Origin of the sequence: Streptomyces sp. DH-12, from assembly GCF_002899455.1 — a bacterium.
Lineage (GTDB): Bacteria > Actinomycetota > Actinomycetes > Streptomycetales > Streptomycetaceae > Streptomyces.
In genome coordinates, this window is the sequence record NZ_PPFB01000001.1 from 5,137,574 (window position 1) to 5,162,760 (window position 25,187).

At 71.1% G+C, this 25,187-nt stretch carries 26 protein-coding genes and 1 pseudogene; 18 read left to right on the forward strand and 9 right to left on the reverse strand.

From position 1 onward, the window contains the following. Nucleotides 1-40: 40 nt before the first annotated feature. From C1708_RS22010 to C1708_RS22040, 7 genes are all read left to right on the forward strand, one after another. On the forward strand, nt 41-1,186 hold the full coding sequence (locus C1708_RS22010) for a carbohydrate kinase family protein (RefSeq protein ID WP_106414287.1): 1,146 nt from the start codon (nt 41-43) through the stop codon (nt 1,184-1,186). Between the two features lie 252 nt (nt 1,187-1,438). Continuing rightward, entirely contained in the window at nt 1,439-2,509 is a 1,071-nt protein-coding gene (locus C1708_RS22015; protein WP_106414288.1) for a PhoH family protein, read from the forward strand. A 12-nt stretch (nt 2,510-2,521) separates the two neighbouring features. Further along, entirely contained in the window at nt 2,522-3,019 is a 498-nt protein-coding gene (gene ybeY, locus C1708_RS22020; RefSeq protein ID WP_106414289.1) for an rRNA maturation RNase YbeY, read from the forward strand. After that, nucleotides 3,016-4,335, forward strand: coding sequence for a hemolysin family protein (locus C1708_RS22025; RefSeq protein WP_106414290.1), 1,320 nt, complete (start codon nt 3,016-3,018; stop codon nt 4,333-4,335). Before ybeY ends, C1708_RS22025 begins: the two co-directional genes overlap by 4 nt. Beyond that, complete coding sequence (locus tag C1708_RS22030) at nt 4,332-4,691, forward strand: MmcQ/YjbR family DNA-binding protein (RefSeq protein WP_106414291.1); 360 nt, start codon at nt 4,332-4,334, stop codon at nt 4,689-4,691. The genes C1708_RS22025 and C1708_RS22030 overlap by 4 nt, the downstream gene beginning before the upstream one ends. 20 nt (nt 4,692-4,711) lie before the next feature. Continuing rightward, complete coding sequence (locus C1708_RS22035; RefSeq protein WP_106414292.1) at nt 4,712-5,065, forward strand: cytidine deaminase-like protein; 354 nt, start codon at nt 4,712-4,714, stop codon at nt 5,063-5,065. An 82-nt stretch (nt 5,066-5,147) separates the two neighbouring features. Further along, nucleotides 5,148-5,345 carry a hypothetical protein gene (locus C1708_RS22040; protein ID WP_106414293.1) on the forward strand — a complete coding sequence of 66 codons (198 nt, stop codon included), beginning with the start codon at nt 5,148-5,150 and terminating at the stop codon, nt 5,343-5,345. Nucleotides 5,346-5,433: 88 nt separating this feature from the next. On the opposite strand, the gene C1708_RS22045 is transcribed toward C1708_RS22040, so the two are convergent. Beyond that, nucleotides 5,434-5,796, reverse strand: coding sequence for a hypothetical protein (locus C1708_RS22045; protein ID WP_106414294.1), 363 nt, complete (start codon nt 5,794-5,796; stop codon nt 5,434-5,436). Between the two features lie 163 nt (nt 5,797-5,959). Between C1708_RS22045 and C1708_RS22050 the strand changes: the two genes are divergently transcribed. After that, the gene (locus C1708_RS22050; protein ID WP_241911312.1) at nt 5,960-7,300 is read left to right on the forward strand and encodes a GH1 family beta-glucosidase; all 1,341 of its coding nucleotides are present in this window, start codon (nt 5,960-5,962) and stop codon (nt 7,298-7,300) included. Nucleotides 7,301-7,303: 3 nt separating this feature from the next. Here C1708_RS22050 and era read toward each other — a convergent pair whose 3' ends face one another. The 4 genes from era to C1708_RS34050 form a co-directional block, all read right to left on the reverse strand. Beyond that, complete coding sequence (era, locus tag C1708_RS22055) at nt 7,304-8,257, reverse strand: GTPase Era (protein WP_106416424.1); 954 nt, start codon at nt 8,255-8,257, stop codon at nt 7,304-7,306. A gap of 98 nt (nt 8,258-8,355) precedes the next feature. Next, nucleotides 8,356-9,465 carry an FG-GAP repeat domain-containing protein gene (locus C1708_RS22060; RefSeq protein ID WP_342210907.1) on the reverse strand — a complete coding sequence of 370 codons (1,110 nt, stop codon included), beginning with the start codon at nt 9,463-9,465 and terminating at the stop codon, nt 8,356-8,358. Then, nucleotides 9,462-9,851 carry a hypothetical protein gene (locus tag C1708_RS35860; RefSeq protein WP_342210908.1) on the reverse strand — a complete coding sequence of 130 codons (390 nt, stop codon included), beginning with the start codon at nt 9,849-9,851 and terminating at the stop codon, nt 9,462-9,464. The genes C1708_RS22060 and C1708_RS35860 overlap by 4 nt, the downstream gene beginning before the upstream one ends. 97 nt (nt 9,852-9,948) lie before the next feature. Further along, a complete protein-coding gene (locus tag C1708_RS34050) occupies nt 9,949-10,146 on the reverse strand; it encodes a hypothetical protein (RefSeq protein WP_157951287.1) in 198 nt (65 codons plus the stop codon). A 150-nt stretch (nt 10,147-10,296) separates the two neighbouring features. On the opposite strand from C1708_RS34050, the pseudogene C1708_RS22070 reads away from it, so the two are divergent. Together C1708_RS22070 and C1708_RS33785 are read left to right on the forward strand one after the other, a co-directional pair. Further along, nucleotides 10,297-11,049: pseudogene (locus tag C1708_RS22070) on the forward strand (polymorphic toxin-type HINT domain-containing protein); the annotation flags it as partial. 552 nt (nt 11,050-11,601) lie between these two features. Continuing rightward, nucleotides 11,602-12,333 (forward strand): hypothetical protein, encoded by a 732-nt coding sequence (locus C1708_RS33785; protein WP_133169080.1) that lies wholly within the window; start codon nt 11,602-11,604, stop codon nt 12,331-12,333. Between the two features lie 251 nt (nt 12,334-12,584). Here the strand turns inward: C1708_RS33785 and C1708_RS22075 are convergent, their stop codons facing one another. Next, on the reverse strand, nt 12,585-12,851 hold the full coding sequence (locus C1708_RS22075) for a protealysin inhibitor emfourin (protein ID WP_106414296.1): 267 nt from the start codon (nt 12,849-12,851) through the stop codon (nt 12,585-12,587). 20 nt (nt 12,852-12,871) lie between these two features. Further along, the gene (locus tag C1708_RS22080; protein WP_106414297.1) at nt 12,872-13,942 is read right to left on the reverse strand and encodes a M4 family metallopeptidase; all 1,071 of its coding nucleotides are present in this window, start codon (nt 13,940-13,942) and stop codon (nt 12,872-12,874) included. 337 nt (nt 13,943-14,279) lie between these two features. Between C1708_RS22080 and leuA the strand changes: the two genes are divergently transcribed. Together leuA and C1708_RS22095 are read left to right on the forward strand one after the other, a co-directional pair. Beyond that, the gene (gene leuA / locus C1708_RS22090) at nt 14,280-16,001 is read left to right on the forward strand and encodes a 2-isopropylmalate synthase (protein WP_106414298.1); all 1,722 of its coding nucleotides are present in this window, start codon (nt 14,280-14,282) and stop codon (nt 15,999-16,001) included. Between the two features lie 188 nt (nt 16,002-16,189). Then, nucleotides 16,190-16,894, forward strand: a complete 705-nt coding sequence (locus C1708_RS22095) for a TerB family tellurite resistance protein (RefSeq protein ID WP_106414299.1) — start codon at nt 16,190-16,192, stop codon at nt 16,892-16,894. A 149-nt stretch (nt 16,895-17,043) separates the two neighbouring features. Here the strand turns inward: C1708_RS22095 and C1708_RS22100 are convergent, their stop codons facing one another. Further along, the gene (locus C1708_RS22100; protein WP_106414300.1) at nt 17,044-17,580 is read right to left on the reverse strand and encodes a GNAT family N-acetyltransferase; all 537 of its coding nucleotides are present in this window, start codon (nt 17,578-17,580) and stop codon (nt 17,044-17,046) included. A 319-nt stretch (nt 17,581-17,899) separates the two neighbouring features. Between C1708_RS22100 and C1708_RS22105 the strand changes: the two genes are divergently transcribed. The 6 genes from C1708_RS22105 to C1708_RS22130 all read left to right on the forward strand — a co-directional run bounded on the left by C1708_RS22105 (nt 17,900) and on the right by C1708_RS22130 (nt 24,780). After that, nucleotides 17,900-18,670 (forward strand): SCO2525 family SAM-dependent methyltransferase, encoded by a 771-nt coding sequence (locus C1708_RS22105; RefSeq protein WP_106414301.1) that lies wholly within the window; start codon nt 17,900-17,902, stop codon nt 18,668-18,670. A 45-nt stretch (nt 18,671-18,715) separates the two neighbouring features. Then, the gene (locus C1708_RS22110) at nt 18,716-20,560 is read left to right on the forward strand and encodes an SCO2524 family protein (protein ID WP_106414302.1); all 1,845 of its coding nucleotides are present in this window, start codon (nt 18,716-18,718) and stop codon (nt 20,558-20,560) included. Nucleotides 20,561-20,563: 3 nt separating this feature from the next. After that, complete coding sequence (locus C1708_RS22115; protein WP_106414303.1) at nt 20,564-21,481, forward strand: SCO2523 family variant P-loop protein; 918 nt, start codon at nt 20,564-20,566, stop codon at nt 21,479-21,481. After that, nucleotides 21,478-22,440, forward strand: coding sequence for an SCO2522 family protein (locus C1708_RS22120; RefSeq protein ID WP_106414304.1), 963 nt, complete (start codon nt 21,478-21,480; stop codon nt 22,438-22,440). The genes C1708_RS22115 and C1708_RS22120 overlap by 4 nt, the downstream gene beginning before the upstream one ends. Nucleotide 22,441: 1 nt before the next feature. Further along, nucleotides 22,442-23,479 carry an SCO2521 family protein gene (locus C1708_RS22125; protein WP_106414305.1) on the forward strand — a complete coding sequence of 346 codons (1,038 nt, stop codon included), beginning with the start codon at nt 22,442-22,444 and terminating at the stop codon, nt 23,477-23,479. A gap of 125 nt (nt 23,480-23,604) precedes the next feature. Continuing rightward, nucleotides 23,605-24,780, forward strand: coding sequence for a hypothetical protein (locus C1708_RS22130; protein ID WP_106414306.1), 1,176 nt, complete (start codon nt 23,605-23,607; stop codon nt 24,778-24,780). Nucleotides 24,781-24,799: 19 nt separating this feature from the next. On the opposite strand, the gene C1708_RS22135 is transcribed toward C1708_RS22130, so the two are convergent. Then, nucleotides 24,800-25,120, reverse strand: coding sequence for a hypothetical protein (locus C1708_RS22135; protein ID WP_106414307.1), 321 nt, complete (start codon nt 25,118-25,120; stop codon nt 24,800-24,802). Nucleotides 25,121-25,187: the final 67 nt, after the last annotated feature.

Genomic DNA, 25,187 nt, shown 5'->3' on the forward strand with positions numbered 1-25,187 from the left:
ACACTGGCTGAAACCGCACCACGTCAGGGAGCGCACCGTGATGGCGTCCACCGGGAAGAGGAACGGCAGGAGAGCCGGGAAGGAATTAGTCGCGGGACCGTCCTGCCCGACCCAGATCGACCCGCTCGCCGCCCTGCGCGGCCCGGACGACCCGCCCTGGGACGTCTACCTGACCGGCACCGTCTTCCTCGACATCGTCTTCACCGGGCTCGACTGCGCCCCCGTGCGCGGCACCGAGTCCTGGGCGCGCGGCATGGGGTCGAGCCCGGGCGGCGTGGCCAACATGGCCACCGCCCTGGCCCGGCTCGGCCTGCGCACCTCCCTCGCGGCGGCCTTCGGCGACGACCACTACGGCGAGTACTGCTGGGACGCGCTGGAGCAGGGCGAGGGCATCGACCTCTCCCCGTCCCGCACGGTTCCCGGCTGGCACTCCCCGGTCACCGTCTCCATGGCGTACGAGGGCGAGCGCACGATGGTCTCCCACGGCCACGAACCGCCCCCCGAGGAGCCCGCGCCCGACTGTCCGCCGCGTGCGCGTGCCGCCGTCGCCTCCCTCACCCCCGGCCGCAGCGCCCCCTGGGTCGCCCAGGCCGCCCGCACGGGCACCCGGATCTTCGGGGACGTCGGCTGGGACGACACCGGGGCCTGGGACCTGGCGGGCCTGCCCGACCTGCGGCACTGCGAGGCGTTCCTGCCGAACGCGGCGGAGGCCATGCGGTACACCGGCACGGACTGCCCGCGCGCCGCCGCCCACGCCCTGACCGCGTACGTGCCGGTGGCGGTGGTCACCCTGGGCGCGGAGGGCGCGTACGCGGTGGACCGGCGTACGGGGGAGACCGCGTCGGTCCCGGCGATCGAGGTGGAGGCGCTGGACCCGACCGGGGCGGGGGACGTGTTCGTCGCCGGGTTCGTCACCGGCTCCCTGGCGGGCTGGCCGCTGGCCGACCGGCTCGCCTTCGGGGGGCTCACGGCCGCGCTGTCCGTGCAGGAGTTCGGCGGCTCGCTGTCCGCGCCGGGATGGGCGGAGATCGCGGCGTGGTGGCACCGGGTGCAGTCCGTCGAGGGGCAGGACCCCTCCGCGCTGCGCCGGTACGGCTTCCTGGCCGGGCTGGTCCCGGAGGAGGCGGTGCGCCCGTGGCCGCTGCGGCGGGCCGTGCCGACGATCGGATTCCGCCGGTCGGCGTGAGACGGGCTCCCGGGAAGCGGGGCGGTGTGAGGAACGGCGCCCGTGGGAGGCGGGGCGGCGTGAGACGGCGCCCGTGGGGAAAGGGAGCGGCGTGAGGGAGCGCCCGTGGGGAAGAGGGCGAACGGGGTCGATCGCCCGGTCGGATAAAAGGCCTACGAGCTTGTCACCCCTCCGTCGTACCCTGGGAGTCGCGAGGCCGCCCTCAGCTGCGCGGCCGTGACGAGGAGGAACCGCAGGCCTCAGAGCCGGCCCATGACTCATACACCCACAGCTCACACCCCCGCGCAGGGGCAGGCGAGAGTGCAGTTCACCGTTCCCGCCCAGCACCCCATGGTGACCGTGCTGGGATCCGGCGACGCCCTCCTGCGTGTGATCGAGAAGGCCTTCCCGGGGGCCGACATCCACGTCCGGGGCAATGAGATCAGCGCGGTCGGCGACGCCACGGAGGTCGCCCTCATTTCGCGCGTGTTCGACGAGATGATGCTGGTGCTCCGCACCGGGCAGCCGATGACGGAGGACGCAGTGGAACGCTCGATCGCCATGCTCAAGGCGAGCGACAGCGGGGAGAGCGACGGCCAGGAGACCCCGGCCCAGGTGCTCACCCAGAACATCCTGTCCTCGCGCGGCCGCACGATCCGCCCCAAGACGCTCAACCAGAAGCGCTACGTGGACGCGATCGACAAGCACACCATCGTCTTCGGCATCGGCCCGGCCGGTACCGGCAAGACCTACCTGGCCATGGCCAAGGCGGTGCAGGCCCTGCAGTCCAAGCAGGTCAACCGCATCATCCTGACCCGGCCCGCGGTCGAGGCGGGCGAGCGGCTGGGCTTCCTGCCGGGCACGCTCTACGAGAAGATCGACCCGTACCTGCGCCCGTTGTACGACGCGCTGCACGACATGCTCGACCCCGACTCGATCCCCCGGCTGATGGCCGCGGGCACCATCGAGGTCGCGCCGCTGGCGTACATGCGCGGCCGCACGCTCAACGACGCCTTCATCATCCTCGACGAGGCCCAGAACACGAGCCCCGAGCAGATGAAGATGTTCCTCACCCGCCTCGGCTTCGACTCGAAGATCGTGATCACGGGTGACGTGACGCAGGTGGACCTGCCCGACGGCACCAAGTCCGGTCTGCGCCAGGTCCAGGACATCCTGGAGGGCCTGGAGGACGTCCACTTCTCCCGGCTGTCGTCGCACGACGTGGTCCGGCACAAGCTGGTGGGCCGTATCGTCGACGCGTACGAGAAGTACGACAGCCAGCACGGCACCGAGAACGGCACCCACAAGGGCGGCCGCGGCCGGTCCGGGCACAAGGGGAAGTAGACCGAGCACCAGATGTCGATCGACGTCAACAACGAGTCCGGAACCGAGGTCGACGAGCAGGCGATCCTCGACATCGCCCGCTACGCACTGGCCCGGATGCGCATCCACCCGCTCTCCGAGCTGTCGGTGATCGTGGTGGACGCGGGCGCCATGGAGCAGCTCCACATCCAGTGGATGGACCTGCCCGGTCCCACGGACGTCATGTCGTTCCCCATGGACGAACTGCGGCCCCCGTCGAAGGACGACGACGAGCCCCCGCAGGGGCTGCTCGGCGACATCGTGCTCTGCCCCGAGGTCGCCGCCAGACAGGGCGCCGAGGCGCCCACGCGGCACACCATGGACGAGGAGCTCCAGCTGCTCACCGTCCACGGTGTGCTGCACCTGCTCGGCTACGACCACGAGGAACCGGACGAGAAGGCCGAGATGTTCGGCCTCCAGGCGGCCATCGTGGACGGCTGGCGCGCGGAGAAGGGTCTCACCGGCCCCTCTCCGGCCCCGACCGTCTCATGAGCGCCCCACTCGTCCTGGGGGCGCTCGCGCTCGTCGTCGTCGCCTGGCTCGCCGCGTGCGCGGAGGCCGGCATCGCGCGCGTCTCCAGCTTCCGCGCCGAGGAGGCCGTACGGTCCGGGCGCCGGGGCAGCGCCAAGCTCGCCCGGATCGCGGCCGACCCCACCCGTTACCTCAACGTGGCGCTGCTGGTCCGCATCATCTGCGAGATGTCCGCCGCCTCGCTGATCACCTACGGCAGCGTGCGCGAGTTCGACGGCACGGCCCAGGCGCTGCTGGTCGCCATCGCCGTCATGGTCCTGGTGTCGTACGTCGCCGTCGGGGTCTCCCCGCGCACCATCGGCCGGCAGCACCCGCTGAACACGGCCACGGTCGCCGCGTACGTGCTCGTGCCGCTGGCCCGGATCATGGGCCCGATCCCCTCGCTGCTGATCCTCATCGGCAACGCCCTCACGCCCGGCAAGGGCTTCCGGCACGGCCCCTTCGCCTCCGAGGCGGAGCTGCGCGCGCTGGTGGACCTCGCGGAGGCGGAGTCGCTGATCGAGGACGAGGAGCGCCGCATGGTGCACTCGGTCTTCGAGCTGGGCGACACCCTGGTGCGCGAGGTGATGGTGCCGCGCACCGACCTGGTGGTCATCGAGCGGTACAAGACCATCCGCCAGGCCCTCACCCTCGCCCTGCGCTCCGGCTTCTCCCGCATCCCGGTGACCGGCGAGAGCGAGGACGACATCGTCGGCATCGTGTACCTGAAGGACCTCGCCCGCAGGACGCACATCAGCCGGGACGCGGAGAGCGACCTGGTGTCCACGGCGATGCGGCCCGTGTTCTTCGTGCCCGACACCAAGAACGCCGGCGACCTGCTGCGCGAGATGCAGAAGGAGCGCAACCACGTCGCCGTCGCGGTCGACGAGTACGGCGGCACCGCGGGCATCGTCACCATCGAGGACATCCTCGAGGAGATCGTCGGCGAGATCACCGACGAGTACGACCGCGAGCTGCCCCCGGTGGAGAAGCTCGGCGAGGGCCGCCACCGGGTCACCGCCCGCCTCGACATCACCGACCTGGGCGAGCTGTACGGGCTGGAGGAGTTCGACGACGAGGACGTGGAGACCGTCGGCGGACTGCTCGCCAAGCGGCTGGGCCGGGTGCCCATCGCGGGCGCGTCGTCCGTGGTGGAGCTGCCGGACGGCCGCGAGCTGCGGCTGACGGCGGAGGCGGCGGCCGGACGCCGGAACAAGATCGTGACGGTGCTGGTGGAGCCGGTGGGTCCGACGGGCCCGGTGGACCCGCCGTCCGGCGAGGAGGCGGGGGAGGAGTGACCCCGGAGCGGCTGCGCGCCCTGTGCCTGTCCTTCAACGCGGCGGTGGAGGAGTTCCCCTTCAATCCGGAGATCTCGGTCTTCAAGGTGCTGGGGAAGATGTTCGCCCTGACGGACCTGGGCGCGCGGCCGCTGAAGGTCAACCTCAAGTGCGACCCGCAGGACGCGATCCGGCTCCGCGCCGAGCACCCGGACCTGATCGTCCCCGGCTGGCACATGAACAAGCGGCACTGGAACACGGTGACGGCGGACGGAGACCTTCCGGACCGCCTGGTCACGGAGCTGGTCGAGGACTCCTACGACCTGGTCGTCGCCGGCCTCCCCCGAGCCGAACGCCTGCGCCTCGACCGCCCGTAGCGCCCCCTTATGCTCGGGTCATGACCGAGACTCCCGACCTCGACCCCGAGGACCGCAAGATCGTCACCCTGGCCCGCTCCGTCCGGGCCCGCAACGGCGTGCCCGAGGGCGCGGCCGTACGCGACGAGACCGGCCGCACGTACGCCGCCGGCACCGTCGCCCTGGACTCGCTGAAGCTCAGCGCGCTGCGCACGGCGGTGGCGATGGCGGTGGCGTCCGGCGCGACCTCGCTGGAGGCGGCGGCGGTGGTGACGGAGGCGGAATCGGCCTCCGCGGAGGACCTCGCGGCGGTACGGGACCTGGGCGGGGCTCAGACGCCGGTGCTGGTGGCCGGCCCGGACGGCACGGTCCGCGAGACGCTCACGGCGGACTGATCCGGCCCGCCGCCGCACTCGTCGCGCGACGCCTTCCGCGCATTGGGGGACACGCCGGCCCGGCAGGAGGCCGCCGGCCGGCGTGGCCCCCGGGCCGGCGACCGTCAACGCCGACTGCGGCAGCTACGGCGGCGGTGCGGAGCGGCAGATCGAGCCCACCACGTCCGCTGCCGAGGTGCGGCTGACGGCGGAGCTGAACGCGCCGCACGCGGAGCGGCAGCGGCTCATCGCCGAGGCCGCCCGCGTCAAGGCCGCCAAGAAGTCCTCCGACCGGTGGTGACCATCGGCTCGCTCTGTGCCTGCGCCGGCCGCTGGGCAGAACCGGCTGTACGGGCGGCACGCCGGAGAGCCTCCGCGAGTACTTCCTCTCAACCAGTGACCAGGGTGCGCCACTTGTCCGCATGCATCACAGGTGTCACCACGACGGCCTGGAAAGGCCCCGGGGCGCGGAAAGCGATCACCAGCTCACCCGGCTCGTCGCCGTCCCGCACTTCAGTGATCTGAGCTCGGGAGGTGTGCCAGCCGCCGTCCGAGGCGGTGAGTTCCGAGTTCGCTTTGAAGTGCACGTGGTCGTCGTGGACCTCCAAGACGCCCGCCACCCCGTGGGGGGCTTCGGGTGCCTCATAGGCGGTGGCATCGGCGACCAGAGCCCGCCCCGAGTTCACCGCAGCGACGAATCGGTCGATCTGGGCGTTCGCTCTGCGACTGCTCCACCAACTGCGAACTGCCACCCGGTTCCCCGTCCTCTGCTCACTCGATTCGCCCCGACAGTGTGCATCGCCAGGGTGACCAGGCGGTACGCGGGGCCCGGTCCTGGGACGCGGACGCCCGGTGATGTCGTGTCAACGGCAAGGGCGTTGACGCCGAGGGGAGCCGGTGCGGATGATCCGGGCCATGGTGACGACGCGTCCGATGCCCCGTTTCCCGGCCGGCTTCCTGTGGGGTGTGTCGACCTCGGCGCACCAGATCGAGGGCGCGGTCGACGCGCGCGAGGCGTCCGTGTGGGACGTGTTCACGGCCGAGCCGGGCCGGGTGCGGGACGGGTCCACGGCGGCCGTGGCCTGCGACCACGTGCGCCGCCACCGCGAGGACGTGGCGCTGCTGGCGGACCTGGGCGTGAATGCGTACCGCTTCTCGGTGTCCTGGCCGCGGGTGCGGGCCGAGGGCGGCCTGGACTTCTACGACCGGCTGGTCGACGACCTGCTGGCAGCGGAGGTGCGGCCGGTGCCGACGCTGTTCCACTGGGACCTTCCGGCGGACCTGGACTGGCTGGAGCGGGACACGGCGGAGCGGTTCGCGGAGTACGTGACGGGGGTCGTCGCGCGGCTGGGCGACCGGGTGACGAAGTGGATCACCCTGAACGAGCCCGCCGAGCACACCCTGCTGGGCCACGCGCTGGGCGTGCACGCGCCGGGCCGGACGCTGCTGTTCGACGCGCTGCCGGTGGCCCACCACCAACTGCTGGCGCACGGCCTGGCGGTACGGGCGCTGCGCGCGGCCGGGGCCGGTGACATCGGCGTCGCGAACTCCCACGGCCCGACCTGGGCCGCCTCCGAGGACGCGGCGGACGTGGCGGCCGCGGACTTCTACGACGTCCTGCTCAACCGCCTGTTCGCCGAACCGCTGCTGCTCGGCCGCTACCCGGAGGGCATCGGTGAGCTGATGCCCGGCGACGTCGAGGCGGACCTGGAGGTCATCGCCGAGCCGTTGGACTGGTACGGGATCAACTACTACGCGCCGACGAGAGTGGGCGCACCCCAGGGCGCCGAGGACGCCGAGAGCGCCGAGACCGAGTTCGGCGGTGTCCGGATGCCGGCCGGACTGCCCTTCTCGGTACGGGAGATCGACGGGTACCCGGTGACGGACTTCGGCTGGCCGGTGGTCCCGGAGGGGCTGACCGAGCTGCTCACCGGCTTCCGCTCACGCTACGGCGACCGGCTCCCCCCGGTCGTCGTCACGGAGAACGGCTGCGCGTACGAGGGCCTGGACGACACCGACCGCGTCGCCTACCTGGACGGCCACGTCCGCGCCCTGCACCGGGCGGTGGAGGCGGGCGTGGACGTGCGCGGCTACTTCGTGTGGTCGCTGCTGGACAACTTCGAGTGGGCGGAGGGATACGCCCGCCGCTTCGGTCTGGTCCACGTGGACTTCGCGACGCAGCGGCGGACGCCGAAGGCGTCGTACGCCTGGTACCGGGAGCTGCTGCGCGAGCAGCGGGGCCGGCCCGGCCGGTGACGGTCAGAAGCCGAGGCGGCGCAGCTGCTTGGGGTCCCGCTGCCAGTCCTTGGCGACCTTGACGTGCAGGTCGAGGAAGACGGGCGTGCCGAGAAGCGCCTCGATCTGCTTGCGGGACTTGATGCCGACGTCCTTCAGGCGCTTGCCCTTGGGGCCGATGACGATGCCCTTCTGGCTGGAGCGCTCGATGTAGAGGTTGGCGTGGATGTCGAGCAGCGGCTTGTCGGCGGGGCGGTCCTCGCGCGGCAGCATCTCCTCGACGACCACGGCGATGGAGTGCGGCAGCTCGTCGCGCACGCCCTCCAGGGCGGCCTCGCGGATCAGCTCGGCGACCATGACCTGCTCGGGCTCGTCGGTGAGGTCGCCTTCCGGGTACAGCGCGGGGCCCTCGGGCATCAGCGGGATCAGCAGGTCCGCGAGCAGGTCCACCTGCTTGCCCGCGGTTGCCGACACCGGGACGATCTCCGCCCAGGTGATGCCCAGCTCCTTGCCGAGCTGGTCGACGGCGATCAGCTGCTCGGCGAGCGCCTTGCCGTCCACCAGGTCGGTCTTGGTGACGATGGCGATCTTCGGGGTCTTCCTGATCCCGGCCAGTTCCTTGGCGATGAAACGGTCGCCGGGGCCGATCTTCTGGTCGGCGGGCAGACAGAACCCGATCGCGTCCACCTCCGCCCAGGTGGTCCGCACGACGTCGTTCAGCCGCTCGCCGAGCAGGGTGCGCGGCTTGTGCAGCCCGGGGGTGTCCACCAGGATCAGCTGCGCGTCCGGCCGGTGCACGATGCCGCGCACGGTGTGCCGGGTGGTCTGCGGCCGGTTCGAGGTGATCGCCACCTTCTGCCCGACCAGAGCGTTCGTGAGGGTGGACTTGCCCGCGTTGGGACGGCCCACGAAGCAGGCGAAACCGGCCCGGTGGACGGCGTCGGCCGGCTGGTCGGATGACTGGGTACGAACACTCATGCCGACCATTCTCCCTGATCGCCGGACCCGGTCGAACCACCGCGGGCCCCGGCTCCCGCAGGGGAGGCCGGGGCCCGTCGGGGGTGTCGCCGCGGTCGTCAGCCGAAGGCCTTGACCGCGTTCCAGTCCACGCTCAGCACGGTCTTCACCGAGGGGCCGGTGCTGGCCCGGGACGGGTGGTAGATCCGGGTCGCGCCGTCGGAGCGCAGCCGCGCCCAGATGTCCGGGATGCCGTCGCCGCTGACGTCGGGGATGCCGAGCGCGGTCGCCACGTTGGCCTCCGACCAGTTGGTGCCATAGCCCACGTCGCCGTTGAGCGAGCCGGTGGCGAGCTTCAGCGAGACCAGGTCGACGCTGCCGCTGACGGGGCCGGGCCGCCCGTGCCGGACGTACATGTTGCCGTTGTCCAGGTTGCGCCACAGCAGGTCGGGCGTCTTGTCGCCGTTGATGTCGGCGACGTTGACGATCTCGCGCCGGGCCCAGGCGTCGGAGTTCATCAGCGTGGCCTCCCGGAAGGTGCCTCCGGTGTAGCCGGACAGCGTCCAGAACTGGGCGCCGGCCCGCAGGACCAGGTCGGGGTGGCGGTCGCCGGTGATGTCGCCGACCGCTCTGATCTGGGTCCACGTGGAGGGTGCGGGGGCGTTCGACGGCAGCCGGATCGCGATCCGCTCGCCCACGTCGAAGCTGCCGTAGCCGTCACCGGGGTACAGCCACGCCTTGCCGTCCGGGGTCACCGCGAACAGGTCGGTGGTGCCGTCGCCGGGGAAGGCGTCCGCGTAGTGCGTGATCAGCGCGGCCTTGCCGGTGGCCGGGTCGTACCAGTGGTCCGCGGGGTGCAGCGTGGTCTCGCCGGTCCTGGCGTCCTTGGTGTAGGCGGCGCCGAGGCAGCCGTACAGCTCGCCGCCCTCACTGCCGACGCAGTTCATCAGCTTGCCGGCCGCGTCCACGATGAGCAGGTCGGGGAGGCCGTCACCACTGGTGTCCCAGGGCGCGTCGGCCTTGTCCCGGGGCGGGACGTAGAAGGCGTAGTCGGTGCGGACGCTCTGGTTGCCGTAGGCGTCGTAGGCGTGGACCAGCAGCCAGTTCGGTCCCGCGTGGGCGGGCGCCAGGCTCACGGTCGCCTTTCCGCCCGTGGCCGGCACCTCGGTCCACCCCAGGCCCTCGATGGTGTAGCGGAACCTCGTCGCGCCGGTCGAGACGAACGTCACCGAGCCGGTCGTGCCGAAGGGTTCTTCGCCCAGGTCAGGCCGTCGGAGGTGGCCTCTGGGAAGTCCTCGGTCTCGATCTCGGGCTGCGGTGGGGCGGTGGCGTCGACGGTGATCCGGCAGGGTTCGTTGGTGTTCGGCGGGAAGTAGCTGGACGCCGCGTTCTCGGTGTCCACCGCGCGCACGTCCCACGAGTAGGTGGTCTTGTCGGTCAGGGGGAAGGTGACGGGGATCTGCACCGTGGCGGTGCCGCTGGAGTTCGGCTTGGCGATCCTGGCCGCCGGGACCGTGCCGCCGTTCTTCCAGAAGCGGAACTGCAGCTCACGGAGGTTGCCGTCGGCGTCCTTGGCGTTCGCCGACAGGGTGATGTTCGTCTTGCCGATGGTCACGCCCGCGCCGGGACCGGGCTTGCAGGCGCCACATCACCGGCACGGAGATCGCCAAGGACCGTGAGGCGTTCGCCGGCCGCATCGCCGAGGAGCTGACCTACACCAGCGCCACCGACTGGCTGTCCCGCAGCGTCACCGTGCCCGCCGCCACCGAGCTGGGCCGGCGAAACCGCGGCGACGGGCTGAGCCCGCTGATCGCCTGGCGGGTCACCGAGCCCGAGGAGATCGCGTACACCAAGTCCTCCGGCACCGGCGACGACACCCGCACCCAGCGCGTCGTCCGGACGAGGACCACCTTCTGTGCCTCACGGTCCAGGGCGGCAACTCCGCCAACGCCACCCCGGTGGTCCTCGCCACCTGTGACGCCGGCAAGGCCGAGCAGCAGTGGGCGCCGCAGAACGACACCCGCTACCTCTACGGCCCCGACGGCGCGCAGCTGCTCACCATCAAGGCCAAGAAGGCCGCGATCGAGAAGGCGAAGAAGGAAGCCGCGCAACGCGCCAAGAAGAAGGCGGCTGAGCAGGCGAAACGGACCTCGGACAAGGCGGTCGCGCAGACCAAGAAGACGGGTAACCCCGTCCAGAAGCAGGCCCAGGCCAAGGCGGCCCCGAAGGCGTCCTCGGTGAGCAAGGGCTCCGCAGGCGGCAAGAGCGGCGGCTCCAAGCCGGGCGGCAACTCCGGCGGCTCCTCCCGGAGCAAGGGCGGCAGCAGCGGAAGCGGCGGCTCCTGCCCGACCGGCAACAGCTTCGTGCCCGGCACCAAGGTCCTGATGGCCGACGGCACGACGAAGCCGATCGAGGAGGTCGAGGCCGGCGACAAGGTCGTCGCCACCGACCCCGAGACCGGCGAGACCCGCATCGAGACGGTCACCGCCGAGATCAAGGGCGAGGGCCTGAAGCACCTGGTCAAGGTCGTCATCGACAGCGACGGCGACAAGGGCGAGAAGACCGCCGAGGTCACCGCGACCGACGGCCACCCCTTCTGGGTCCCCGAACTCGGCGCATGGCTCGACGCCACCGACCTCCAGCCCGGCCAGTGGCTCCGCACCAGCGCCGGCACACACGTCCAGATCACCGCAGTCGAACGCTGGACCAGTCTTGGCGCAACGGTCCACAACCTCACCGTCGGCGACACCCACACGTACTACGTACTGGCTGAGGACACGCCGGTCCTCGTCCACAACTGTGGCGGTAGCCAGGCGAATCATTCCGCCACTTGTACATGTGGATCCGGAGGCCAGCCGCGGCTCGCCAACGGGACGATGGGCAGCAATCCCAATACTTCTGCCAATCGCCTCGACCGCAGTAACCAGTACCCGAGTGTTTATCGTGCCACCACTCATCAGGCAATGAGGGCTAAGTATCACTACAACGGCAGTTGGCGCGATCAGTACGGTAGTGTCATTCCGGACAATGAGCTGACCTACGAGCACCTGACTGCCGTGGTCGATCATTGGAACACTGTCGGCTACAACACGAGCCGAGCGGAAAGGAATGACTTTTACAACGATGTGGCTAACCTTGTCCCTATGCGCAGGAGCCTCAACTCCAGTCTTGGCGGCGGCATGACTGCCCGCTACAGGCAGGACACGGGCCCCAATTACTCTGGGTAGGGGAACCCGCAATCCTGGGGGAGTTGTGTCGCGTGCGGTAGTGTTCTAGCCGGGTCGGCGTGGGTGCGGTACAAATACCGTACCCACGCCGACCCGGCTTGGTGTGGCCCGTCAGGAGCAGAAGGAAGGAAGAATTCTGTGGGTATCGAGGAGGCTGTGTCGAGGATCGACGGGATCGAAGAATTCTCTGGCCTTGATCGAGCTTGGAGGTGGTCGCCCACGCCGAGCTTTGTTTTTTCGCTCGCACTGGACGAGGAGGGGGACCGACTTTATCAGGTGAATACGCTCGATTCATTCAATGAGGCGCTGGTCAGGGAAGTGCTGCTTTTCTCGCGGAATCACCCCATGGATCCGAGCGGGAGCGGGGAGGCGGTGACGGTGACTCCCGGATTTTCTTGCGGAGGGTACAGGTTCGACGTCATCGCTGCTGTCCCCTCGGCGGTGCACGGATACTATGCCGGGAGGGATGAGAGGCTGAACGAGGCTGTCACAGCAGTCTTTCCGGCCTACCGGTGTGAATTTTCGGGCAGCGAGAGCATCAAGGAAATCATGTACAGGTTCCATAGAATGCTCCGCGCATCAATAATGACACGCCCCCCTGTTCCCTTCTTGCGTATGAAACATGAGAACAGCAAAACTGGCGGGGGTAGCGTAGGATCTTTCCGGGGATTTACTACGCCGGATGTCCTACTCAATGAACTCAAGCTCCTCGAAGGGGCTCCAGGTAGCTTCGTGGAGTATGAAAACTTTCAGGGCGATATCTGGCGCATTGAGTGGGATGGTTCCTGGGTTGTGAACGGAATCAGTCGGCATGACCCGTTGTCAGACGAATGGGTCATGTCCTCGTTGGGTTGCCCCCCAGTTCGCTGAAAGGTTTATTCGGCAGGGCGCGTTCAGCGGAATTTACTCCCGTTCCTGATGATTGGCCGGGGCGCGTCACCGGCCCCAGCGGACCGAGGAGTGGTCTGCCGTGAACAACGGGTGTTCCCGGAGGGTGATGGCCCTCCGGGAACACCCGTTGTGCACGGCACTCGCCGCAGGTGAGCGGGGATCAGTCGAAGGCGAACGGTCCTGGGGTTGTGGAGCCGTTGTCGTAACTTCGCTTCAGTCCGGGGAGCACGTCACGCGCCCTCCTTCAGCACCCTCCTGATCAGCACGCGCTGCTCCTCCGTCAGCCCCGGGTCCGCGCAGTGCACCGTTCTGCCGTCCACCGTGATCCGGTAGCTGAAACCGTCCGGGACGCCGGCCGGCGGGGTGGGTCCGCCGGCCGCCATCGCCTGTTCGGCCAAGGCGTGCCATTCCGCCGCGTCGGCCCGTCCCGAGGTGTCCACCTCGGCCTGCCGCTCGATGCCCGCGAAGCCGCCCGTGCGCCGTACCTGAATACGCATGGTCCGTGTCTAGTACGGAACTACAGCGTGCGCACCCCCACCCGCTCCCACGCCTTGGTCACCGCCACGAGTTCCTCGCCCTCCCCGTACCGGGCGCGCGCCGCCTTCACGGTCAGCGTCGCGAAGTCGGTGAACTCGGCGTCCTGCGCCAGCTCCCCGCCGGTCAGCACGTCGTACCAGACCTGCCCGGCGCGCTCCCAGGCGTGCCCGCCGAGGGTGGTGGCCGCCAGGTAGAACGCGTGGTTGGGGATGCCGGAGTTGATGTGCACGCCGCCGTTGTCCCGGCCGGTGTGCACGTAGTCGTCCATCGTCGCCGGCTGCGGGTCCTTGCCGAGCACGTCGTCGTCGTACGCGGTGCCGGGCTCCTTCATCGAGCGCAGGGCCGTGCCGGTGACGCGCGGGGCGAGCAGGCCGGCGCCGATCAGCCAGTCGGCCTCCCCGGCGGTCTGGCCCAGCGTGTACTGCTTGATGAGCGCGCCGAAGACGTCCGACACCGACTCGTTGAGCGCGCCCGACTGGCCGAAGTAGTCGAGGTTCGCCGTGTACTGCGTGACGCCGTGGGCGAGTTCGTGGCCGATGACGTCGACGGCGAGGGTGAAGTCGAGGAAGATCTCGCCGTCCCCGTCGCCGAAGACCATCTGCTCGCCGTTCCAGAACGCGTTGTTGTAGTCGAGGTCGTAGTGGACCGTGGCGTCCAGCGGGAGCCCGCTGCCGTCGATGGAGTCCCGGCCGAACTCCTTCAGGAACAGCTCGAAGGTGGCGCCGAGACCGGCGTAGGCGCGGTTGACGGTGGCGTCCTGGCCGGGGTCCTCGCCCTCGCCGCGCGCCTTCTCGCCGGGCAGGTCGGTGCCGTGCCCGGCGTCGTACACGGTGCGCTGCGGCTTGCCCGGCTCGGCTCCGGCGCGCGTGGTGACGGCCGGTGCGCCGACCACCGTGGTCAGCCGGCGCTGGGTGCGCTCGTAGGCGTCGCGGCGCAGGGTGCGGCGGGCGGGGCCGTGGATCAGGGGGTCCTCGGACTGGGACAACCGGTCGAGGACGTGGGGCGGGATGATGGTGCAGAAGACGGGCTCGTGGCCCCCGTTCGCGGTCATGTCAGCACCATCGCACTGCGTGACGGGTCTGTCGCTGACTGCTATCAACCTGCGACCGTGACGGATGAAATCCGCCCTCGTTCCGTCTCCGGATCCCGCGTGGAGTGGTATACGGCACTCTTTGTCCTGTTGGTCCGTCCGGTCCCGCATACTGATACGGACCTCCGCACGGTGGGCGACTCGGTTAAGCTCCGGAACATCATGAACTTCGGGCTGCTTCTCCTTAGCTGCCGCGGTGAGGGTCTGCGTTAGAGGCCGACCCCCTCCCCGCGGAGTTTGGCGCTGCGCCGTCGGCCGTCCCCAGGACACCCCGCGGACCATCGAGGAGCCCCGCATCATGGCGAACCGCCAGCAGCCCAGCCCCATGCCGATCCACAAGTACGGCCGGTACGAGCAGGTCGACATCCCCGACCGCACCTGGCCCGACCGGCGGATCACCACCGCGCCCCGCTGGCTCTCCACCGACCTGCGCGACGGCAACCAGGCCCTGATCGACCCCATGTCGCCCGTGCGCAAGCGCGCGATGTTCGACCTGCTGGTACGGATGGGCTACAAGGAGATCGAGGTCGGTTTCCCCGCCTCCGGCCAGACCGACTACGACTTCGTCCGCTCCATCGTCGAGGACCCGGACGCCATCCCGGACGACGTCACCATCTCCGTGCTGACCCAGGCCCGCGAGGACCTGATCGAGCGCACGGTGGAGTCTCTGAAGGGCGCCAAGCGGGCGACAGTCCACCTGTACAACGCCACCGCCCCGGTATTCCGCCGCGTGGTCTTCCGCGGCTCCAAGGACGACATCAAGCAGATCGCCGTCGACGGCACCCGCCTGGTGATGGAGTACGCGGAGAAGCTGCTGGGCGACGAGACCGAATTCGGCTACCAGTACAGCCCTGAGATCTTCACCGACACCGAGCTGGACTTCGCGCTGGAGGTCTGTGAGGCGGTGATGGACGTCTACCAGCCCGGCCCGGGCCGCGAGATCATCCTCAACCTGCCCGCCACCGTGGAGCGTTCGACGCCGTCCACGCACGCCGACCGCTTCGAGTGGATGCACCGCCGCCTCTCCCGGCGTGAGTATGTCTGCCTGTCCGCCCACCCGCACAACGACCGCGGCACCGCCGTCGCCGCCGCCGAGCTGGCCGTGATGGCCGGCGCCGACCGCGTCGAGGGCTGCCTGTTCGGCCAGGGCGAGCGCACCGGCAACGTCGACCTGGTCACCCTGGGCATGAACCTGTTCTCGCAGGGCGTCGACCCGCAGATCGACTTCTCCGACATCGACGAGATCCGCCGTACGTGGGAGTACTGCAACCAGATGGAGGTCCACCCGCGCCACCCGTACGTGGGCGACCTGGTCTACACGTCCTTCTCCGGCTCCCACCAGGACGCCATCAAGAAGGGCTTCGACGCCATGGAGGCCGACGCCAGGGCCAAGGGCGTCACCGTCGACGACCTCGAGTGGGCGGTCCCGTACCTGCCGATCGACCCCAAGGACGTCGGCCGCTCCTACGAGGCCGTCATCCGGGTCAACTCGCAGTCCGGCAAGGGCGGTGTGGCGTACGTCCTGAAGAACGACCACAAGCTGGAACTGCCGCGCCGGATGCAGATCGAGTTCTCGAAGATCATCCAGGCGAAGACGGACGCCGAGGGCGGCGAGATCACCCCGGCCGACATCTGGGCGGTCTTCCGGGACGAGTACCTGCCCAACCCTGACAACCCCTGGGGCCGCATCCAGGTCGCCGGCGGCCAGAGCACCACCGACCACGACGGCGTGGACACCCTCACCGTCCAGGCCACGGTCGACGGCGTGGAGACCACCCTGACCGGCACCGGCAACGGCCCGATCTCGGCCTTCTTCGAGGCCCTGCAGGGCCTCGGCATCGACGTGCGCCTGCTGGACTACCAGGAGCACACGATGAGCGAGGGCGCCTCCGCGCAGGCCGCCTCGTACATCGAGTGCGCCGTCGGCGACAAGGTGCTGTGGGGCATCGGCATCGACGCGAACACCACCCGCGCCTCGCTGAAGGCGGTCGTCTCCGCGGTCAACCGCGCGGCCCGCTGATCAGCCGGTCGGGGTGAATCCCGGGCCCCGTCCGCCGTCGCCGGCGGGCGGGGCCCGGCGTCGTTTACCGGCCAATCGCCGTGGAGGTCACGGAAAGGTCTCGCCCTGGGTACTGACTCCGCCTCTCGATGTGGCTAACATCACGCAAGCGCGGCGACGGTGCTGTGTGGCGTTGATGGAGGTGCGACGTGCTGCCAGAACGGGAACCCGACGGCCGTACCGCTGCCACCCGGCGTGCGCGCCGTCTGTTCGGCACCCGCACCGCGTGGACCGCCGTCGGCGACGGGGAGTTCTTCTGCCCCGGCTGCGGCGGCGACCGCAACTACCAGCGGCTCACCGGGCGCCGCCGGTTCACCGTGCTGGGCGTGCCCGTGCTGCCGCGCGGGGTGTGCGCGCCGACCGTGGAGTGCGCCGCCTGCCGCGGCCACTTCGGCACCGACGTGCTGGACCACCCCACGACCACCCGCTTCTCCGCGATGCTGCGGGACGCCGTCCACACCGTCGCCCTCGCCGTGCTCGCCGCGGGCGGCGCCTGCTCCCGCGCCTCCCTGGAGACCGCCGCGTCCGGGGTGCGCGCGGCCGGCATCGAGGACTGCACGGAGGAGCAGCTGGCCGCGCTGGTCGAGGCGCTGGAGGCGGACACCGGCCGCTTCACCGGCGAGCCCTGCACGGCGGGGCTGTCCATCGAGCTGCACGAGGCGCTGGACCCGCTGGCCCCGCACCTCGCCGGCCCCGGACGCGAGGCCATCCTGCTCCAGGGCGCCCGGATCGCGCTGGCCGACGGTCCGTACACCCCCGCGGAACGGGACGTCCTCGCCACGGTGGGCGCGGCCCTCACCATCTGCTCCGACGACGTCGGCCGCCTGCTGGCCGCGGCGCGGACGCCGTCCTGACCGCCTCCGCGAGGAGTGGACGCTTCAGCGAGGCTCCGGGTGACCTCCGCGAGGAGCGGGACGTCTCGGCGGAGGTGCCTCGACGGCCTTCGCGAGGAGCGGACGTCTCGGCGAGAGCGTCCTGACCGTCTCCACGGGAAGCGGACGCCTCAGTGAAGCTCCAGGCGCATGATCCGCCGGTGCTCGCCCGGGCCGAAGTAGTCCCGGCGCAGACCCCCGTCCGGCTCCTCCGGGACGAAGCCCAGGGAGCGGTAGAGCAGGATCGCGGCCCGGTTGGCCGGCTCCACCGTCAGCCGCACCGTCTCGGTCCCGTCCCGGCGCAGCAGCTCCAGGATCTCCGTCATCAGCTCCCGGCCCAGTCCGTGCCGGCGGTCCCCCTCGGTCACGCACAGGCCGAGGATCCAGCTGTCCCGGCTGAACGCCGTGGTCGCGGCCAGGACGTAGCCGCGCAGCCCGCCCGCGCCGTCGTCCAGCACCAGGAAGTGCTCGGCGTACACGTCGAACAGCTGGCGGAGCAGGAAGGCGGGATAGGCCACCTCCTGGAACACTTCCTCGTCGAGCCGGCGCAGCTCGGGCAGATCGGACTCCCGGGCCCCCCGCAGGACCAATCGCCCGGGCTCGGGGAACCCATCGGGTTCCCCGAGCCCGGGTCGGTCCAGGGTGCGCTCCAGCGGTTCGGCGGTCATGCCACCCCCCAGTGGGACGTGCGGATGTCGTCAACGCGAAGACACCGGCGTTCACCCGGAAGGGAATGCTGCTTCCGGTGGCGGCCGGTGGCGTCTTCTGGCTAGAGTGGGCCGTCAACTCACCGCGTGCAAGGGCGAGTTGAGGGGTGCACGGATCAGTGGCGTGCGCCCGCCGTGCGCCCGTCGACGAGGAACGGCGTGTTCCTGGCTGTCTCCGTGTGCCGCTTCGGCCTACCGTGCGAGAACCGGAGATGCTGCTTCACCTGCCGACGTTCATCGGGACGGCGCAGACAGGGCACACGGTCTCGTCCGACACTGAATGGAACGCGGCAGGGTGATGATGGACCGCAACGCCGACGCCCCGTGGTCGAAGTTCGATCCCGAGGCCTACGTCGACGCCAACTACCGCAACCCCCTCGAGGTCGATCTGCTGATCGTGCGGCTGATGCGCGACTACTTCGGCAAGTGCTTCGCGGACGGCGCCCAGCACGCGGGACGCGGCGTCGACGTGGGCGCCGGCGCCAACCTCTATCCGGCGCTGTCCATGCTGCCCTGGTGCGAGAAGATCCTGCTCCTGGAGTACGCACAGCCCAATGTGGAGTACCTGGAGAAGCAGGCGTCCCCCGCCGGGTTCGACACGGTCTGGGACCCCTTCTGGGAGCAGCTGGCCGAGCACCCCGCCTACGCGGGCGTCGAGCCCCGTTCGCGGTTCGGTGAGATCGTCCGCGTCGAGCGGGCCAACCTCCTCGACCTCGACGGCCAGCGCCGCTGGGACATCGGGACCATGTTCTTCGTCGCCGACTCCATGTCCGAGTGCCCCGACGAGTTCCGCCGCGGCGTCACCTGCTTCATGGACGCGCTCAACGAGGGCGCGCCGTTCGCCACCGCCTTCATGAAGGAGTCCGTCGGCTACCAGGTCGGCGACCATCGCTATCCGGCCTACCGGGTGAACGAGGAGCGGGTCCGCGAGAGCCTGAGCGACTGGGCGGACGACCTGGAGATCCACGATCTGCACCACATGGTGCGGCCGGGACACGAGGGCATCATCCTCGCCCTGGGACGGCGGAATCCGGCGATTGCGGGCACGTAGGAACGGGGACCATGTCTGCACACGGTCTGTACGAGGGGTAGGGGGATGCAGATCAAGCCACGCCAGCATCTGCTGGACATCTGGCGGGCCGCGGCCCGTCACTCGTTCGACGACGGCAAGCTCGTCTGGGGGGACACCGACGGGCTGAGCAGTGTCGCGGACGCCGAGCGGCTGCTCTGCCTGCTGTACCCCGCCACCGAGATCCCCGCGTTCCGCCTGGACCAGCCCGACACCACCGAACGGGACGTGCTCCAGGCGCTGGAGGGCGTCGGCAGCCGGCTGGAGATCCCGCCGAACCTGATCACCGCGATGACCCAGTTCATGCGCACCCACACCGGACCCGACGACGCGCCCACCTTCGCCGGCGGACCGTACTTCAAGCCCGTCGACCCGAGCGAGGAACTCACCTACGAGCAGGGCAAGTTAGGCGTCGTCGACTCCTACTCGATGTCCGTCACGCTCTGCCTGGCGACCCTCGGCTTCCTCAAGGTCTACGAGACCAGCACCACCCGCCCCGAAGTGCGCCGGGCGCTCGGCGAACTCCGCGAGGCCACCAGCGTGCGCCTCACCGCCGCCATGGTCAGCCTGCTGCGCTCCTTCGCCGTCAACGTCTTCGACGCCGAGTCCGAGCAGGGCCGGCGGCTGATCCAGGTCATCGGCCAGAACCGGCACTCCGACCGGGCCGTCCTCCAGCAGTTCGCCCGCCGCTTCCGGCCGCTGCGCGCCACCATCATCGAGAGCCTCAGCCGCGGCATCGAGGTCGACGAGTCCATCCGCGACGAGAGCCAGCTCTTCGAGTGCGGCTGGGCCTGGGGCGTGGTCAAGGACGCCCCCAAGATCACCGACCTGGACACCCAGGTGCCGGGCCAGCCCGACGGCATCGCCGACCGGCTGCCCTACGTGTACTTCACCGTCGTCGCCCTCGACGGCATCCAGGACCTGTTCTCCGAGCGCACCCTCACCCTCGGACTGCTCGACACCGACCAGCAGAAACTCGCCGAGGCGCTGCGGCTGCGCTGGGAGCTGAGTCAGCAGTACTGGTCGGCCGTCGCCCGCTTCGGGACCGAGCGCTGGCCCCTGGAGGACCTGCCCTGGCAGACCACCGGACTGCGCCTGGAGTCGGAGTACTTCTCCCTCACCGTCGCGGCCATCCTCGTCCACGACCTGGTGCGCCGCAGGGCCACCGACGACGACCTCACCCGCACCGTCTCCATCATGGAGCGGCTCGCCGACCGCGGCCGCGTCACCAGCCGCATGACCAGGAACGACCCGGTCGTCCGGCTGCACGACCCGGGCGTGCTGATGCCGCTCGCCGGGTCCGAGCGCTCCGGGTCGCTGCTCCAGTGGCGGATGACCGACTTCTCCGCCCAGCTGCTCAAACGGACCGTGCAGCTCGCCGAGCTGTCCCGGAACATCGAGGCCCAGGACCGGCTGCTGCGCCTCGCCGAGCAGACCTTCGAACACCTGTGGAGCCGCAGGATCGAGGACGGCCACGGCGCCGGCCTCTGGGACGACGTACGCGCCGTCTACCCGGACGCCAAGGGGGTCACCCGCCGGCTGTCCTGGAGCGTCACCGAGCGCGTCACCGAGTGCCTGGTGGCCGCCCGCAACCTCTACGAGCAGCAGCCCATCCGCAGTTCCGAACTCGCCGATCTGGCCCGGGACCTGCTCAGCGAGGCCACGCACCTGTTCGGCAGGGAGCAGCTGGAGGCGTCCACCGGCGTCGACGGCAGCCGCGCCCGCGCGATGCGGAGCATAGAGAGCCGGCTGGACCACGCCCGCAGCCTGGTCGACGACCGGCCCGCCACCGCCTTCGCGCTCGCCCTGCCCGTGCTTCAGGAACTCGACACCCTGGCCCAGGCCCGGGACGCCGCCGCGCAGGAGGGCTGAGCCGTGCTCGTCTTCGCGGCCTCCGACAAGGGGGGCACGGGCCGCTCGGTCACCAGCGCCAACCTGGCCTACCAGCGCGCCCTCATCGGCGACCACGTCGCCTACGTGGACTTCGACTTCGGCTCGCCCACCGCGGCCGCCGTGTTCGACGTGCCCAGCGCCCTGCGCGGCACCGAGGAGCGGGGCCTGCACTCCTACCTGGAGGGCGAGGTCACCGAACCGGCCAGCATCGACATCTGGCGGCAGACCGAGCACCCGGTGCTGCGCTCCCGGCAGAACCAGTCCGGGCGGCTGGTCCTCTACCCCGGCGACGCGGGCGGCGGCGAGTTCGCCACCGGCGAGGAGGCCCTGGAGCGCTGCATCGACCTGCTGCTGCGGCTCAACAGCGAGTTCGACCTGGTCATGGTGGACCTCAGCGCCGGCCGCAGCTACGCCGTCGACCTGGTCCTCGCGGCCACCGCCCACCCCCGGATGCGCCACGTCGGCTACCGCTGGCTGGTCTTCCACCGCTGGACCCGGCAGCACGTCATCGCCGCCGCCGGACTGGTCCACAAGGAGAACGGCATCCTCCGCAGCGGCGTCGACCGCGGCCACGACGAGACGGCCCTCCAGGGCAACATCCGCTTCGTGCGGGCCGCCGTCCCCGACCCGGAGTCGGCCATGTGGGCGCAGGGCTCGCCCGCCCAGGCGGCCTGGATGCAGTCCTGCAACAGGGCGCTCCGCCGGCTCGCCTCCGACCAGCAGATCGGCGACAGCGTGGTGCTCGGCACCGTGCCGCTGGAGCCGATCCTGCAGTGGCGGGAGCAGCTGATCACCGAGGAGGACGTCCTCGCCACCCAGATCGCCAACAAGGAGACGCTGGAGGCGCTCGAGGAGATCGCCCGGCGGCTCACCGACGACGCGCACTGGGGGCTGCCATGACCGACGCGGTGTTCCGCGAGACCACCGCCGAACCCCGCACCCAGGCGGTGCCGCTGTCCCACCTCTCCCTGGAGCTGGGGCACCTGTACATGGAGGACTTCGAGGCGGGACCGGAGCACCTGCGCCGGCACTTCGCACGGGTCCGCCCCTGGGCGGAGGCCGCCCGCGCCTTCGCCGCCGACCGGGCCGGCGCCCGGCGCGCCCGCGTCAGCACCTGCTTCCTCGTCGACGACTACTTCACCCGCTTCGCCGGCCCCGCCGAGGTCGTGCCCATGCTGCTGGCGGAGGCCGAGCGCGCCGGGCTGACCGTCGACTACCTGGCCCGCGAGTCCGGCTGCGCCGTCAGCGGGAAGGTGCCCGTCGCGGAGGCGGTGGCCGGGCGCATCGTCGAGGAGCCCCCGCCCGGCAGCTACGGCCACCGGCCGCCGGCCGCGCAGACCGGCTGGCTCGCCAACGGGGTGCGCAGCCCCACCGCCCGCACCCCGCAGGCGATGCGGAAGGCCGCCGCCTGGGAGCCGCCCCGCGAGACCGCCGCCCGCCGCCACTCCGTCTTCCTGGACGTCGAGCTGTGGAGCGAGACGCCCGACGGGGAGCGCCTGTGGTCCTGCCCCTTCCTGGCCGCCGTCTGGCAGCTCGCCCGTCTCGGGCTGCTGCGCCACCAGGGCGAGGTCGTCTTCGACCCGCAGCCGCACACCGGCGCGTTCCCCGACGACTGGGAGGACCTGCCGCCGCTGGTGCGGCTCAACCCCCGGGCGGACCCGTTCGCCGCCTACCGCACCTGCTCGGTGCTGCCCAGCCGCTTCCTGCCCGTCGAGCACGCCGTGCGGGTCATCCTGGACCAGACCGACGTGGACCAGGACGCCCTGCGCCAGGCCGCCGAGCGGTCCGACAAGGAGGGCGTGCCCGTCCCCGGCCCGGTCATCGACCGCGTCTCCTACGTCTACTGCGAGGAGACCTGAGATGCCGGCCACGACGAGGGCGGCCCCCGGCGCCCGGCCCGACACCACCGCGCCGCGCACCGTGCTCGCCTGCGGCGAGGTCCGCACCTGCCTGCTGCCCGCCGGGCAGGCCCTCGACAGCCGCGCCGCCGCCCGACTGCTGCGGCTGCGGGCCGACGAGCGGGTCCTGGTGTCCGAGCGGCCCAACCTCTACGCGCGCTCCCCGGACACCCTCACCGGCGTCGACTGCCCGCTGCCCAGCGCCAACGGCGCCCGGGTCCGCGCCGTCGGCACGGTCGCCGCACGGGCCGCGCTCACCGAGGGGCGCGTGCTGCAGACCTCGGCGTACTTCCGCCTCCCCGGCTCCGGGCCCGACCACCGCCGCCCCTGGGGCGACTACCTGGTGCGGCCCGGCCTGGTCGAGCCGCTGGGGAAACTGCCGTGCGACGCGGTCGCCGACGGCCTGCTCGACGGCGGACGTCACGGCGACCTCGACGTGGGACTGATCGCCGGGGGACTGCTCACCCGGCTGCTGCGGCACCCGCTGCTCGACCAGCGGCCGCCGCTCAGGTCCCGGCCCACCCGGCTGCGCTGGGTGGCGCTGACCACGCCGCCGGGCGAGACGCCGGCCCTGGAGCGGTTCACCCTCGCCGAGGACGAACTGCGCACCGTACGGCTGCGGGTCCCCGAGGACCTCCCCGCCGCCGACCTGGCCGGGCTCTGCGCCGACCTGGCGCTGCACGACTGGCTGCTCACCACCCTGGTCCGCGTCCTCGACGGCATCCGCCTCGGCCCCGCCGCGCCGGGGCCCTGGCCCCGGACCAGCCCGGACGGCGAACTTCCGCCGGCGGTACGGGCGTTGCGGCCCGCCGTCGATCATCTGCTGCACCTGTGGATGCCGCGGGCCCGGGTGTCCGCCGAGCTGGCCGCGCTGTGGGAGGCGCTGGAGGAGCGGCCCGGGTTCACCCGGCAGTGGCTCGCCCTGGTGCAGCGCGTCCGCGACCAGCTCACCCTGCACGCGATCCCGCCCGTGCACCGGGAGGTGGAGCCCGCGCCCTGAGCGCACCCGACGACTCCCGGACACCAGCCCGCGAGACGCCCACCAGCCGTGAGCGGCCTCGTCCGGACCCCCACGCACATTCCGCACCCCGAACCGACGTGTTTCCCAACGGGGGGAGAAGCGAGATGAGCACGGCACAGACACCTCAGCCCGACGACGCGGCCGGCCCGCCGGGCACGGTGAGCACACCCGAACACCCCGCGGACCGCGCGCCGGAACCGCCCGGCGCCCCGGACACCCCCCAGCCCGGGGGATCGGCCGAGCAGCCCGACCCCGTCCCGTGGCGGCGCAGGCTGCTGGTGGGCCTGGTCGCCGGACTGCTCGCCTGGGGCGTCGCCGCGCTGCTCAGCCCGGAGGACGGCGCGGCACGGCAGCTCGGAGCCGCCGCGCTGTGCGCCGTGGCCGCCGTCGCCGTCCAGCACCTCGTGCTGGTCCCCGCCCGGGCGGCCGAGGAGCGGGCCCGGCGGGCGGAGAGCCTGCTGGCCGAGACCGCTGCCACCGTGCGCGGCGGCTTACGGCGCTACGACGAACTGCAGCACGGACTGACCCGGCACACCGAGGACATGAAACAGCTCGTCGAGACGCGCCTGGTGCCCCCGCCCCGCCCGGCCGAGCCCGAACCGCAGACGCCGCCCCTGGTGCGCGTCGAGTCCGTGTCCGACCTGGCGGCCAACTTCGCCGAGGTCCTCTCGCCGGGCCTGCCGATCCTCTCCACCTTCGTACGGCTGGAGATGCACCGGGTGATCGGGCACCTCAGCGACCTCACCACCCTCACCGCGGAGTGCCCGGGCGAGAACCACGACTGGATGCTGACCCTCACCCGGGCCGCGGAGAAGTCGATCTGCGCCACCAGCACCTCCGTCGACCGGACGTTCTGGAACAGCGAGCCCGCCAGCCGCTATCTGCACGCCCAGGCGGAGGCGATCGAGCAGGGCGTGCCGGTGCGCCGGCTGTTCCTGCTGGAGAGCGCACGGGAGCTGGACGACCGGCTGCTGCGGCTGTGCGAGGAGCAGGAGGTGCTGCGCATCGAGGTGCGCGTGGCCGTCCTGCCGGAACTGCCGCCGCACCTGCTGCGCGGCACCACCAACGACTTCATCGTCTACGACGAGGCGGTGTCCTTCGAGATCGACCAGGACCTGCGCGACGTCAACATCAGGACCCGGCTGATCGCCCGCCAGGACCATGTGCACGACCGGATGAAGCGCTTCCGCGAGCTGTGGGAGGCCGGCATGAGCCTGCGCGAGCTGGAGGTGCGGGTCGACGACGAGGAGGACGGCACCTGGATGGTCGACCGCGGCTGACCGCCCGCCGCGACGCGGTTCACAGGGTGTGGTGCAGCCAGCGCTGGATGGTGGTGTTGACGCCGGGGGACAGGGCGCTGAGGCTCTCGATGGCCTCGCGGTCCTCGGGGCGCGGCGGGATGCCGGCGGCGGTCAGCGCGGCGTGCAGTTCGAGGCGGCGGCGGTCGCGCGGGTCGATGGGGGAGCCGACGCGGGTGGCCGGGTCGGGCGGGGCCAGCAGGCAGTCGCTGCCCGACTGTCCGGCGGCGGCGGGCCACTGCGGGGCGTCCGCGCCGGCAGCGACGGTGGAGGGGCCGCCGAGGGCATGGTTCGGGCCGTGCGGGAAAGCGGTCGCGGTCATGTCGGTCTCCTCACCCACGGGTGTCGGTTCTGCTCACAGGGAGCACGACCGCGGGAGGACCGGTTGC

Coding starts and splice junctions, on each gene's coding strand:
- C1708_RS22135 (WP_106414307.1), bottom strand. CDS start 25,120: ATGACCGCGACCGCTTTCCCGCACGGCCCGAACCATGCCCTCGGCGGC.
- C1708_RS22130 (WP_106414306.1), top strand. CDS start 23,605: ATGAGCACGGCACAGACACCTCAGCCCGACGACGCGGCCGGCCCGCCG.
- C1708_RS22080 (WP_106414297.1), bottom strand. CDS start 13,942: ATGACCGCGAACGGGGGCCACGAGCCCGTCTTCTGCACCATCATCCCG.
- C1708_RS22125 (WP_106414305.1), top strand. CDS start 22,442: ATGCCGGCCACGACGAGGGCGGCCCCCGGCGCCCGGCCCGACACCACC.
- leuA (WP_106414298.1), top strand. CDS start 14,280: ATGGCGAACCGCCAGCAGCCCAGCCCCATGCCGATCCACAAGTACGGC.
- C1708_RS22105 (WP_106414301.1), top strand. CDS start 17,900: ATGGAACGCGGCAGGGTGATGATGGACCGCAACGCCGACGCCCCGTGG.
- C1708_RS22010 (WP_106414287.1), top strand. CDS start 41: ATGGCGTCCACCGGGAAGAGGAACGGCAGGAGAGCCGGGAAGGAATTA.
- C1708_RS22050 (WP_241911312.1), top strand. CDS start 5,960: ATGGTGACGACGCGTCCGATGCCCCGTTTCCCGGCCGGCTTCCTGTGG.
- era (WP_106416424.1), bottom strand. CDS start 8,257: ATGAGTGTTCGTACCCAGTCATCCGACCAGCCGGCCGACGCCGTCCAC.
- C1708_RS22120 (WP_106414304.1), top strand. CDS start 21,478: ATGACCGACGCGGTGTTCCGCGAGACCACCGCCGAACCCCGCACCCAG.
- ybeY (WP_106414289.1), top strand. CDS start 2,522: ATGTCGATCGACGTCAACAACGAGTCCGGAACCGAGGTCGACGAGCAG.
- C1708_RS22035 (WP_106414292.1), top strand. CDS start 4,712: ATGACCGAGACTCCCGACCTCGACCCCGAGGACCGCAAGATCGTCACC.
- C1708_RS22110 (WP_106414302.1), top strand. CDS start 18,716: ATGCAGATCAAGCCACGCCAGCATCTGCTGGACATCTGGCGGGCCGCG.
- C1708_RS22100 (WP_106414300.1), bottom strand. CDS start 17,580: ATGACCGCCGAACCGCTGGAGCGCACCCTGGACCGACCCGGGCTCGGG.
- C1708_RS22025 (WP_106414290.1), top strand. CDS start 3,016: ATGAGCGCCCCACTCGTCCTGGGGGCGCTCGCGCTCGTCGTCGTCGCC.
- C1708_RS22075 (WP_106414296.1), bottom strand. CDS start 12,851: ATGCGTATTCAGGTACGGCGCACGGGCGGCTTCGCGGGCATCGAGCGG.
- C1708_RS22015 (WP_106414288.1), top strand. CDS start 1,439: ATGACTCATACACCCACAGCTCACACCCCCGCGCAGGGGCAGGCGAGA.